The sequence below is a fragment of the Sphingobacterium sp. genome (genome assembly GCF_039596235.1).
Taxonomy (GTDB): Bacteria; Bacteroidota; Bacteroidia; order Sphingobacteriales; family Sphingobacteriaceae; genus Sphingobacterium.
The window spans coordinates 146,089-158,435 of record NZ_JBCNKE010000001.1 but is presented as its reverse complement, the minus strand read 5'-3'; the positions used below and the strand labels follow the sequence as shown (position 1 = coordinate 158,435).

General features: G+C 38.4%; 13 protein-coding genes. 7 read left to right on the top strand and 6 right to left on the bottom strand.

The window, feature by feature from the left end; all coding sequences use genetic code 11:
- Positions 1–211 precede the first annotated feature (211 nt).
- From ABDW32_RS00700 to ABDW32_RS00690, 3 genes are read left to right on the top strand one after another with little or no spacing between them, the layout of a single operon-like run.
- Complete coding sequence (locus ABDW32_RS00700) at positions 212–526, top strand: hypothetical protein (protein ID WP_343558614.1); 315 nt, start codon at positions 212–214, stop codon at positions 524–526.
- A 28-nt stretch (positions 527–554) separates the two neighbouring features.
- A complete protein-coding gene (locus tag ABDW32_RS00695; RefSeq protein ID WP_343558613.1) occupies positions 555–875 on the top strand; it encodes a hypothetical protein in 321 nt (106 codons plus the stop codon).
- A gap of 11 nt (positions 876–886) precedes the next feature.
- Positions 887–1,219, top strand: a complete 333-nt coding sequence (locus tag ABDW32_RS00690; RefSeq protein WP_343558612.1) for a hypothetical protein — start codon at positions 887–889, stop codon at positions 1,217–1,219.
- 12 nt (positions 1,220–1,231) lie between these two features.
- Here ABDW32_RS00690 and ABDW32_RS00685 read toward each other — a convergent pair whose 3' ends face one another.
- The gene (locus ABDW32_RS00685; RefSeq protein WP_343558611.1) at positions 1,232–1,984 is read right to left on the bottom strand and encodes a DUF72 domain-containing protein; all 753 of its coding nucleotides are present in this window, start codon (positions 1,982–1,984) and stop codon (positions 1,232–1,234) included.
- 206 nt (positions 1,985–2,190) lie between these two features.
- Between ABDW32_RS00685 and ABDW32_RS00680 the strand changes: the two genes are divergently transcribed.
- Positions 2,191–3,291: a glutaminyl-peptide cyclotransferase gene (locus ABDW32_RS00680; protein WP_343558610.1), complete on the top strand. Its 1,101-nt coding sequence runs from the start codon at positions 2,191–2,193 to the stop codon at positions 3,289–3,291.
- Positions 3,292–3,397: 106 nt separating this feature from the next.
- Here the strand turns inward: ABDW32_RS00680 and ABDW32_RS00675 are convergent, their stop codons facing one another.
- The 3 genes from ABDW32_RS00675 to ABDW32_RS00665 form a co-directional block, all read right to left on the bottom strand.
- Complete coding sequence (locus ABDW32_RS00675; protein ID WP_343558609.1) at positions 3,398–4,150, bottom strand: WG repeat-containing protein; 753 nt, start codon at positions 4,148–4,150, stop codon at positions 3,398–3,400.
- A gap of 105 nt (positions 4,151–4,255) precedes the next feature.
- Positions 4,256–5,134: a hypothetical protein gene (locus ABDW32_RS00670; RefSeq protein WP_343558608.1), complete on the bottom strand. Its 879-nt coding sequence runs from the start codon at positions 5,132–5,134 to the stop codon at positions 4,256–4,258.
- Between the two features lie 19 nt (positions 5,135–5,153).
- The gene (locus ABDW32_RS00665) at positions 5,154–5,657 is read right to left on the bottom strand and encodes a hypothetical protein (RefSeq protein WP_343558607.1); all 504 of its coding nucleotides are present in this window, start codon (positions 5,655–5,657) and stop codon (positions 5,154–5,156) included.
- 284 nt (positions 5,658–5,941) lie between these two features.
- On the opposite strand from ABDW32_RS00665, the gene ABDW32_RS00660 reads away from it, so the two are divergent.
- From ABDW32_RS00660 to ABDW32_RS00650, 3 genes are all read left to right on the top strand, one after another.
- Entirely contained in the window at positions 5,942–6,181 is a 240-nt protein-coding gene (locus ABDW32_RS00660) for a hypothetical protein (protein WP_343558606.1), read from the top strand.
- Positions 6,182–6,266: 85 nt separating this feature from the next.
- Complete coding sequence (locus ABDW32_RS00655; protein ID WP_343558605.1) at positions 6,267–6,770, top strand: YfbM family protein; 504 nt, start codon at positions 6,267–6,269, stop codon at positions 6,768–6,770.
- Between the two features lie 41 nt (positions 6,771–6,811).
- Positions 6,812–7,354 (top strand): GNAT family N-acetyltransferase, encoded by a 543-nt coding sequence (locus ABDW32_RS00650; protein ID WP_343558604.1) that lies wholly within the window; start codon positions 6,812–6,814, stop codon positions 7,352–7,354.
- 79 nt (positions 7,355–7,433) lie between these two features.
- On the opposite strand, the gene ABDW32_RS00645 is transcribed toward ABDW32_RS00650, so the two are convergent.
- Both ABDW32_RS00645 and ABDW32_RS00640 read right to left on the bottom strand, forming a co-directional pair.
- On the bottom strand, positions 7,434–9,677 hold the full coding sequence (locus ABDW32_RS00645) for a GH92 family glycosyl hydrolase (protein WP_343558603.1): 2,244 nt from the start codon (positions 9,675–9,677) through the stop codon (positions 7,434–7,436).
- Between the two features lie 31 nt (positions 9,678–9,708).
- On the bottom strand, positions 9,709–11,958 hold the full coding sequence (locus ABDW32_RS00640) for a GH92 family glycosyl hydrolase (protein ID WP_343558602.1): 2,250 nt from the start codon (positions 11,956–11,958) through the stop codon (positions 9,709–9,711).
- Positions 11,959–12,347: the final 389 nt, after the last annotated feature.

The window sequence follows — 12,347 nt, the reverse complement described above, 5'->3', positions numbered from 1 at the left end:
AAGCAGTTGTATGACTGCATTTAGCTCCAAAAAAAGAAATCAGCATCAAACCGCTAAGCCAAATCTCTTTTATCGTTCATTTTTCACCAATACAAGAGAAGCTAAAGCGCCATTATTTCTACTATCAACATATTTAGCAAAAAAAATAAATAAAATTTTATAAAACTAATATTTTTAGTATATTTGAGTATCAATTTTACACGAAGTCTTTATGGAACAAGCAAAAGGATATGACAATAAGGAATTACATGTTGGCGATATTGTTCGTTTTCATACGCCCTATCCGGATGAAGATCCACATACAATCTTTATTGTACTTTGGTCGTATTACGATCCCGAAGGTAGGTCATCCAGAGCTGAAGTGGTAAAATTTGATCCAGCTCTGAAGCATTATCCAGTGATTCAAAAATGGTATATCCGAGATTTGGAAAGAGTACCAGAAGTCAGCCCTGAATTGCTCCAACAGATTGCGTTATTTATGAAAAGTAAATTAGGGAATGCGATCATAAGCAAGCTAATTGTTTAACTACAGTCCAACAGAAAATTAAAAAATAATGGAAAATAAATTTAAAGCAAACAGAGAATTTACATCGCGTCCCCTATGGCCCGATTGGCGTGAGCAGCTTAAAGAAAGCGAGATAAATGGTTTATTTCAACAACTGGAGGAAATGGACCGGGAGAAACTTGTTGATTGGCTCCAATGGTATAATCCAAAAGGTAACTACACTGACCGTAAATGTATGCATAATGGCGTTAAGCCGCTTTGTAAGGCGAAGGCGGTAGAATACACCTACAAAGCGATCTTGCGAAATCATACGAAAAAGCAGGTTAATCATGTTTCGCATGGTGCAATACAACTTATGTTCAACAACTAATTGTTCAATGCATGGAATCTTTCATCAAACAGATTATCGGTTATCAATTACCAAAAATCATCGCAATGGATTCTCAGCCTAAGGATTGGCGTTATCAACTCCTGGATTTAAAAGATAAATCCCTTTTTGACAGGCTCACGCACATGAAACGTCAGGAGTTGCTGCAATGGCTTCAATGGAATGATTGCAATGGGACTTACACAGATTACGACTGCATTCGGAAAGGTATACCTCTATTTACCAAAATGCAAGCTTTGACCACCGTCTATCATCACATTATGCGAGACCATGAAAATTGGGACGGCTATATGGGGAAAGAATATATCCGTGAAAATATCTTTTAAACAATCCGTATATTATTCTATTTTAATATATTCTTCTAGGGTTCTAAGATTTTTAATAGCATCACCGATAGTATTGTTAAAATAGACATACACTTCCTTTCCTTCAGCTAACCATTCCTTGATATAACCTTTATACTCATGTAAAACGGCATTCTCATAGCTTCCCTTATAATCGCCTTCTGGACCATGAAAACGCATATAAATTATATCATTTTCAGCATGCATCATATTGTATATTCCACAACCATCTTTGTCGTGTAAAACCAAATTCATACCATAAGAATTTAATAGAAGTAATGTTTCCTGACAGTACCAAGACCGATGACGAAATTCAACACAGATATGCCAACCTAAACTTCGTTTATCTGTCGCAATGCATTTTAACAGCTCATCTAATTTGATCAGCAAGGAAAACGTGGCTGATGGAGGTAATTGTATTAACAAACATCCCTTCTTCTTACCCACTGCGTTGATGACATCCAAAAATCTAACAACATCACTAGGCTCAAAAATTAAACCCTTTTGATGGGTAATTCCCTTCCACAGCTTAAAAGTAAAACGAAAGTTATCAATCGTTTCCTGAGACCATCTAGCGACAGTTTCCTTACGTGGTATTTTGTAAAATGAGCTGTTTACCTCTAACGAATTAAACAATAGACTGTACACAGCAAGCCTACTTCTGTCCTTTACACTTTCGGGAAAATAACTTTTATTCTTATAGGGCAACAGGATTCCACTTGTGCCCGAAAAATATTGAATCTTCATAACACTAGAACAATTGAAACGAACAAATAGATCAAATTTCAAATAATACTTTATAAGTCTTCCATTGAAATGGGCTGCGAACAATCTCCGCAGGTTTTCTTACGAACATATTTCGTTCTTTCTGACAATGATTTAGGTTTCTTTTGAAATTATGTTTATCTTCCTCCAGTATAAAACATATCCCACCATTCCAAAGTTTTATGGAAATGAAAACAACTTCTTTACTATTTCTACTGACAATAGCATCTCTTTCTCTAAGTTGTGGAGATAATGAAAAAAAAACGACTTCAGCCTCTTCAGACAATTCACTAAAAGACACGCCGGCCTTTAGCTTTGAAGGTATTAAACAAGGTTATACAACAAACGAAGAATTATCGTTTCAGATTACAAATACGCCCGATTTAAAAATTGATTCCATCCTTTATTATATCAATGATCACCCAATTGCCAAAGTCACTGAAAATAATAAAATAACCTATACATTATCAGGCGAGAAATTTGGCAAGCAAATTATAAAAGCGATTGCATTCCACACAGGGAAATCCCTAGAAAACACAATAAATATAGATTATTTACCATCGAAACCACCTCAAATTTTAACCTATCGAATTGTTAATGCATACCCACATGATATCAAAGCATTCACACAGGGACTAGAGTTTTTTGGAAATAACTTGATGGAAAGTACAGGCAATGGTGTCGGGCCAAGCGGAAATAAAGGTAAGTCAAGCATACGTATTGTTGATCCTAAAACAGGGCAAGCAATCAAAAAAGTAGAATTAGACGATTCCATATTTGGCGAGGGCGCGACAATATTAAATGGAAAATTATATCAATTGACCTATAAAAGCAATCTTGCCTATGTCTATGATATGGCAACGTTAAAGGTTGTAAAAACACTTCCCTATTTCAAAAACATGGAAGGCTGGGGACTAACCTCAGATGGCAAAAATTTGTATATGTCTGATGGTTCAGAAAACATCTATCTAGTCGATCCCAATAATTTTTCCAAAATTGATTATATCCGTGTGGCTACAAATGAGAAAATCGTCAACCAAATAAATGAAATGGAATGGGTAAAAGGAAAGATTTATGCTAATTTCTTTATGGAAGATGTTATTGGTATCATAGACCCGAAAACAGGGGCTATTGAAGGACTAGTCGATCTCTCAAAATTACGGGAAAATGTGACACAACACGTTGATCTAGATGTGTTAAACGGAATTGCTTACAACAAAAAAACAGATACCTTTTTTGTTACTGGAAAAAATTGGGACAAAATATTTGAAATACAGCTATCGGAGTAAATAATTGTGCACAATGCCAAAAACGGTTTATCTATTAATGTGCTATTACAGCATTTGAAATAGCAACTGATCGTTCTAAACGAACGTCTCCAGTTGATTGTCCACATTAGTGATATTTCTTATCAATTCTCCCATCTTCATAAAGGATATACGCCTCACCATCGCCTTGTTGTAAGACAGTTTTTCCTTCGACGAAGATACCGCTGTGCGTAAAAACTGGGGCTGTGATTATTCTGCCATTATAATCCATCAATCCCCAATGTTGGGGTGATTCCATATACATAATTCTATTCTTACCCGCAATATCAAGAAGCTGATATTTTAGCGGTACTACTATCTTCCCGTTACGATCAATAAATCCCTGTTTACCATCTTTAGCGACTTTGATCATCGTGCTGTCAATCGCCAATAAACTGTCGTCCAAAAAGATAGTCTCATATTGGGGTGGCACAACTTCTACCCCACTTACATTGATCAAACCTACACGTTGCTGACTATCCTGTACTTCAAAAAAGCCAGTTCGCGGTTTTGTTGATGTACTAAAATAATTGGGTTGTACAATAACCTTTCCTATTTTATCAACAATACCAACGGTCCCTAACTCTCCGCCAGCATCCGTCCGATAAAAAATAGCAAGATTTTCGCCATCAAATCGTATAAATTGTTCATAGGCAGTATCCGGATTTTCCCAAATATCTTCGGCCGCATTATATTTTCCCTGCAATTGACTGATTGGCAAAATAGTCTCTTCCGTAGCTATTTTAGCAGCTTTGGTTGAATCTTGTCCCTGACAAGAACCGCTTATAAAAACGATTATTGCTACTATGCCTACAATTTTATATGGATTGTTTATGCTCATAATATTTCAAAATTATATTTATTTATCAAATGTTATTTAAATCGTGTACCTTAATAAACAGATTTAAAAAGTGCAAGTCCGGACCCCAAAATGAAGCTTTATCTATTAAGGCATTTTCTCAAACCTGTTAAAACCCATTGTTATCATCTGATATAATTGTGGTGTAAACAATTTAGGTGAAGGCAGCATTTTCTTTGCCGCTCTGTTTAAGCTCCATTGCGCACGCTTCTCAAGCAGAAATTGCAATCGCTGTAGTGTTGTCAATCCCGGCAATGTATAATATATACTATTTTCACCTTCTTTTCCTTGCATTTGAATATATCGCCCAGTAGTTACCTTGAATTTATTCTTTTCTTCAAAACCACGAACAAAGGAACTATCCTGATCAGCAATATCCCACATTGGGTCACGGGGGCAACACACAGAGCCATAGCTTTCCTTCCTGTATACAACTAGCATGTCCTCAGGCACCACAGCTCTGCCAAAATCAAGCCATGGGTTTTCAGGCCCTCCAAGGCGCGCACTATCAACTTTTACACTATCCTCTTCCCGTCTTATATAGTAGTATAAATTAGTCGTTTCCGGTTCCACGCACATACCTTTCTTTGCAGACATTTTACTGACTTCAGCATAAAATTTCCAATCAGGAACAATAAGAATAAACTGCTTCAATTCGGGGTAAAACCCCAATGATTCCTTAAAAAGTCCGACTGGAATTTTTGCATTTAAATAAAATACATAGCTTGAATCTGTATTAAACTGCAATGGTATGTCCACGAGGTAATTCCCATTTAATACAGCCACATGATCATTATCAATCATTGTCACTTGCGAATACTTCTGGGCTAACCAGTCTGGTCTTACCGTTTGCTGCTGATCGGCAACGCTAACAGCCTGCTTTACAGCTTTGCTTTTACAGGATACAATAAGCAAGAATAAAACACCTATTAAATAAAATATATGGTTTGTTAAACATGTTCTCATTTGTCCGAAATCAATAGTGTTACCGCACAGCAGTAACTTTTATTCCCACCCGATTCAAAAATTCTACCTGTTTCTCCAAACAAGTATCAGCTAAGACTGTTATTTTAGCTTTCTCGTCAGTAATATCTCTCAATAAGGCTTGTCTCGCACCTTTTTTTTGTTCATCTACATATCTGATCAACAACGGCCCGTAACCATCCGCAATTCTTGTCATATAAGCCATTATGGTCGAATGAAAGCTCTTAGCGCTTTCGCTGGGCTTCAATGCATTAACTTCACTCTTTATTCCCTTGATATAACTGTTCAAAGCCTCTACTTCTTTTAGCGTCATTTCGTAGGATAATTCGTCAGCTTTATCTGCATCATATGCTCCTTCCAACAATTTGTTGTAGCTCTCATCCAACTTCTCCTTACATTGATAAAAAAGACCGGCAATCTTTTCGTTATAACCAAAATCCAGATTACCACCACAAGATGTCAATGCAAATGCACTGATGATTAATGTCATAATAATAATTCTCATAGCTCATTTTTTAACAAATAACGTCTTTTCAAAACAGACAATTTAAGTCAATTAATATTCGCTGCCTATTTTTTAAGATTCGCATTATTTTGCTGTTTGCCAAGGTCAATTTTAAAGAAAGATCCCACATTTATGGCCTTAATGATAAAACCAATCAGAGACACGTTAGTTTGTTTCTTAAAGAAGAATTACGGAACTTAGAAAAAGAATACAAACATTAGATGAAATTCAATAGAATGAAGAAAATCAATGACGAATCAAAAACGAAAAGAACTAAATAAAACATGATGAAAAAATTAGTTTTATTAATTATGTTCATTGGGATATCGAGTATAGTTTTCGGACAGGAAATTAGCCGTTCTACGACTGAGACGATTACGCAATCCGGAATCGGACTGGGGTCTGTAATTGCAGTTGTCACTTCATGGGATCGCAACAAATCTATTCTATGGGCACTGATTCATGGGATCTTAGGATGGCTCTATGTTATTTATTTTGCATTTACACGAAGTAATAATTCATAGGTACAGGAAGCGTATTCACAGTGCAATCTATTGTTTCATTACAACGCTGCAAAACAAAAAAACAATCTGATAAAATTGAGAGATCATGAGCATGATACAAAATTTTCTACGGGTCAATTCGGAAACATTGAATAGTTTTCTCACGGATAGTCATCTGTTAAGAAATATGGTTTACAGCAAAGAGGCCATACATTTGAACAATCTGATCGATATAGATAAAGCCTGGGAAGGTATTTTCTTTTTATTAACAGGAGAATCCATCGGAACCTACGATCAGGCCTTACCTCCTTTATCTTGGCTATTGGTTGGCCCCAATGACATCGACCGGAATCAGGATATGGGCTATGGTCCTGCCACCTATACAGATATCGAACAAACCAGGCGGATTGATTTAGCACTACAGGAAACTTCAGCAGAAGAATTAACACAGCGCTTTGACTCCATCACGATGCTAGAGAAAGATATATACCCTACAATTTGGGATGAGGAAAATGCGTTAGATTATCTGCTTCAATACTTCGAGGACTTGAAAGCATTTTATCATATGGCCGCATTACAGCATGAAGCCGTAATTCTATTTCTCAATTAAAACGTAATTATCCCACACGAATAAAATATGATAAAATAACCATGCATATTTCAGACAAGAGAGATATACACATTCAAGAATTAAAGGAAATAAATAACATCACCATTTCGGACCTAGCTGAATTAACATTAGATATTGTCCAAGGAGGGGCCTCGGTAGGCTTTATGAAGGATATAAGTAAAGAAAAGGCGAGTGAATTCTGGTATAATGTACTTGCAAAGGTACAACAAGAAAAAACAGTTTTACTTGTCGCAAAAGACAGCTTATCGGAACAGATTGTTGGTACTGTACAATTGCAAATAGACCTTCCGCAAAATCAACCTCATCGGGCAGATGTGGCAAAAATGTTGGTACATTCGTCTTTTCGACGTCTCGGTATAGCCGAGCATTTACTGCAACATATTGAATTCATCGCGAAAAAAATGAAAAAATCACTACTGGTTTTAGACACGGTAACAGATAGTCCCGCCCATGCATTGTATCTAAAATGCGGCTGGAAAGTTGTGGGAAATATTCCGAATTATGCCCTTTTTCCGGATGGTACTCCGTGTAGTACAACCTACTTTTATAAAAACATTCAATAATAGCTCCATTCACAAAAGAACCTCCAATAGCGGTTAGCTATTGGAGGTTCTCTCAAAAAAACGATGCATTAATTTTCGGCTATTTTTTGTACCACCTCGGCCCAGGCTTGCTTCCCATTTGGAAAACAAGGGTAGCCCCCGACATGATCTGCTCATGCGTAATATAGCTCGTTTCGAGCGGTTTTCCATCCAAAGTAACCGATTGGATATAAATATTAGTTTTATTGACTTGATGTGCTATTACAGTAAACTTTTTCCCATTCGCGAGCTTAAATTCACTGTGTTCAAACAATGGGGTACCGATCTCATATCTTCCGCCCACTGGATCTACCGGGTAAAACCCGAGCGCACTGAAGACATACCAAGCAGACATCTGTCCACAATCATCATTCCCGCTTAAACCTGACGGATTGTTTAGATACAGTTTTTCCATCACTTCAGCTGCATATTGCTGTGTTTTCCATGGTTGCCCGACTGCATTAAACAAATAGATAGCGTGATGACTGGGTTCATTTCCATGCGCATATTGTCCGATCATCCCTGTACTAAAAATAGGTAATTTACTCGTATCGGACGAATGAAAGGTAAACATGCTATCCAACTTCTGCCCGAAGCGCTCGTCTCCACCCACGAGATTGATCAATCCGGGGATATCATGCTGAACCGACCAGAAATATTGCCAAGCGTTACTTTCGCAGATATGCGCGCTGTATTCCTCCGGATCAAAGGGACTTACAAATTCGCCCTGACTATTCCGGGGCTGCATAAACGACGTGGCAGGATTATAAACATTTTTATAATTTTTTGCTCTTGCGAAAAAAGTTGATGCCACTGCTTTGTTTCCCATCTTTTCTGCCATCTTAGCAATGCAATGATCATCAAACGCATATTCGAGCGTACGTGACAAAGACCAGTTATCAGCATTGTATTTATCCACAACATCATAAGGAACATACCCCAGCTTTTTATACAGTCCAATCCCCCTATAGTTATCAATATTTGCAGTAGCCACGCATGCCTCCAATGCTTTATGCGCATCAAAATCACCTATTCCTTTCAAGTACGCGTCTACAATAACCGGAATTGCATGATTACCGATCATCATATCTGTTTCACTACCGTAGATATTCCATACCGGCAAGCGACCGTGCTGTTCGTAAAATGCAAGAAATGATTTAACCATATCATTTACCCGGCTTGGATCAAGGTAAGTAAATAAGGGGTGTGAAGCACGGTAGGTATCCCAAAGCGAAAAAGTACTATAATTTGTCCAGCCCTCAGCTTGATGTACTTTTCTATCCGCGCCCAAATAAGCACCATCTACATCTCCAAATATGGTCGGAGCCAACATTGAATGATACAGTGCTGTATAGAACTTCATTTTAGCTTCTTTGTCCGCGGTTTGGATAGTAATCTTACCAAGTTCCTTGTTCCAGTTTTTTTCAGCTTCTTTTAAATAATAATCGAAATCATCTTTTGGCACCTCTGCCTTCAGATTCTTGGAAGCACCATCCATACTTACTCCCGAAAGTGCCGTACTAAGTGTTACCTGCTCACCGGCAGTTGTTTTAAAATCAAAACGTGCTCTGAAAGCCGACCCTATCCGTTTGGTTGTTTTTGTAAGGCTATCAACATTTGCTTGTATTGCTGAACTGTCTATATGAATTGCTTCGAACGGCTTTGAAAACCGGGTTGCAAAATAGACACGCTGCCCTCTGGCCCACCCTTCAGAAAATCGGTAGCCTCGTACGGTGACCGAATCGACCACCTCGATATAGGAATCTGTGGTAGCGTCCCAATTCATCGCTTTTTTTAGATCCAAAAAAATAGCCGATTGAGCTTCGGGAAATGTATAACGTTGGATACCACAACGTGGGGTTGCCGTTAGCTCTACATCGATATTATAGTCTGTCAGCTTCACCTTATAGTATCCTGCATGTGCCTGTTCATCCTGATGTGAAAACTTGGAATGGATGCCGAGAGGTGCCTCAGCCTCATGATAAGGCAATGTAACGGGCATAAACGATATATCATATAGATCCCCAGCCCCTGTCCCGCTTAAATGGGTATGACTAAAGCCCGAAATAGTGCTATCGGGATAAAAATATCCCGAAATACGATCCCAACCGGGCAATCCATTGTCTGGGCTCAATTGTACCATGCCGAAAGGCGATTGTGCTCCAGGATAGGTGTTACCCGTAAAATCTGTTCCTATAAAAGGATTGACTGATTTTGCATAGAAACTTCCAGCCGAATCCTGCTGTGAGGCACAGCTTAGTATCCCCAATAAACCTGCACATGCCAGGTATTTCATATATTTCATAGTGTAGATTGCTTCTTTAACTGCGTGTTATTTACCTGTCTCCCGTAACAATCAAGATATCTTTGCTGTTAACCAAAACTTGGTGGCTTATCTTAAAACCTCCTAGTGGCTTTCCGTCGACGATAATTTTTTTGATGAATTCCCCATTACCCTCTTTTTGGCGTCTAATGGTCACCTGGTCAGACTTCGGATAATACTTTTTATCCAGTTGAATAGTTACTTTATCAAATACCGGAGTAACGATCGTATAATCTGGTCTTCCAGGACAAAAAGGGTAAATCCCCATCATATTCATTAATGCCCAAGTCGACATTGTTCCTGTATCATCATTGCCTGGGATCCCGCCGGGGCTATTTGTAAAATGTTTATCCAGAATTTGCTTAACCAATTTTTGTGTACGCCATTCCTCACCTTTTATTTCCGAAAAAACATGTGGATAAAGCATGTCAGGTTCGTTGGTCACATCGAAATAACCCTTATCAAAGGTTGCTTGCAATCTATCCACAAATTTCTTCTTCCCCCCCATCAGTTGAACTAAACCAGGGATATCAAATGGGATCGCAAAGCTATAATTCCAGGCATTTCCTTCATGAAAACCATGGTTAGGCTCAAAATTAGCTCCCATCAATGGATTAAAAGGTGTCAAAAATGATCCATTCGGAAGAATAGGCCTAAAAGTTCCGTATTCTGGAGAATAGTAATGTTTGTAACCTTGCGCTCTTTTGCCAAAAATCTTTGCATCTTTGATTTTTCCTAACGAGCTGGCCAGTTGTGCTAAATTCCAATCAGCGACGTAATATTCGATTGCGTGGGAAACCGAATTATCAAAAGAATCGCGTAGTGGAACATAACCATATTTTACATAATCGGCATTATCCGGACGGATTCTATTCGTGGAATCAGTGGTCGTTGCTGATTTCAAAAATGCCTCATAAGCGGTATTAATATCGTAATCCCGAATGCCTTTCATCCAAGCATCTACAATAACAGGCACAGCTGGATCCCCATCCATTGTATAACTCTCACGACTATAAAGCTCCCATTTAGGCATCCATCCATTTTCTTTATAGATATCAATCATAGAGCGAATCATACCAACCTGTTTATCTGGATAGACTAGTGACATTAGTGGCTGTACATTTCTGTAGGTATCCCATAAAGAGAACACCGTATACCGGTTATGATCTGCGACAAGGGTCTTTCTATTTTCCATCGCCGGATATTCGCCATTCACATCCTGTAATATATTAGGATGGATCATAGCATGATACATAGCTGTATAAAACACCGTTTTTTGATCTTCAGTACCTCCTTCGACCTGAATTTTTGATAATTCCCTGTTCCACAAAGATGAAGCTTGCGCCCGGATCTGTTCAAATCCGAAACCTGGCTGCTCAGCCTCCAGATTTTTTCGGGCATTTTCAACACTTACGAAAGACACGGCCAACTGAACCTCCACACTTTCATTTTCCTGGACATCAAAGCTCAAGAATGCGCCAAGGTCATCTCCGGATAATTGGTTTGTATAGTCGGTAAAAATTTTGTATTTACCGGCATCCTTGTTCCAGTCATTTTCCCATTTTTCGCCCGCACGCTGAAATTTCCAGTACCCTTTCTTTGTAGGCTTTTTATTCACGCGCATCACGAAGAAAATAGGATATACAGCCTGATTGTTGGTATAACAGAATGAGCCTAATAATTTCGAACCTTCAAGTTCCGTATCACTGACATAACGCACTGTAGCCCCGGTCTCATTCGTCAGTCCCTCGCCTAAATTGAGGAGAATATTCGCCTGTCCCTTCGGGAAGGTAAATTTTGACAGTCCTACACGAGCTGTTGAGGACGCCTCTGTTTTGATACCGTATTTTTTTAATACATTACTATAATAGCCAGGATGAGCTTCTTCTTGCATATAAGTACTTCCATATTGATGGTAGTCAACTTCCAGTTTTCCAGCCGTGGGCATCAATAACAAGCTTCCCATATCCGGGCAACCTACGCCGCTCAGATTAACATGAGAAAAACCGGTAAAATAGCTATTACTATGTTCATAAGGTGTAGACCACCAACGCGCGTCCTTATCGAAAGCATTAAGTGATGATCCCATCACATTGAAGGGAGACACATTCATTAAACCATGAGGTACCTGAGCTCCAGGATTGGTCGTACCGTAGTTACTGGTACCAATAAAAGGATTGACATAGTCTGTTGGCAGTTTTTGCGCAGACGCGTGCTCCCAAACAAATAATCCCAAAAGGAAATAGCGGATAAATTTGATCATATCATCTTGATAAAGGCAATCTACTTTTTGTGCTACAACGAACAGCAGACCGCACATTTTAAGTGTGGTCACAATACTACAGATAATACCAAAGATTTACAAATATCTACTAAACTTATATCTATCATTTTACAAATGTTAATAGGATTTAGCAAGAGTAAAAACAGGTATAATTAATCAGGACTCTACCGATTTTAAAGTATAGCCCAGTATCCATGGATAACAATTGGGGTATCTTCCTCTCGGAAGGAAGGGCTTTCAACAAAAAATCCTGAAGCGGGGAACTTCAGGATTTTCACTAACTAACCAATTATTAACCTAAATTATGAAAACTACATTGATAACGCCATTCCTCAAACTTTGTTACCCCCTTCCTCTGTGTTTAACCA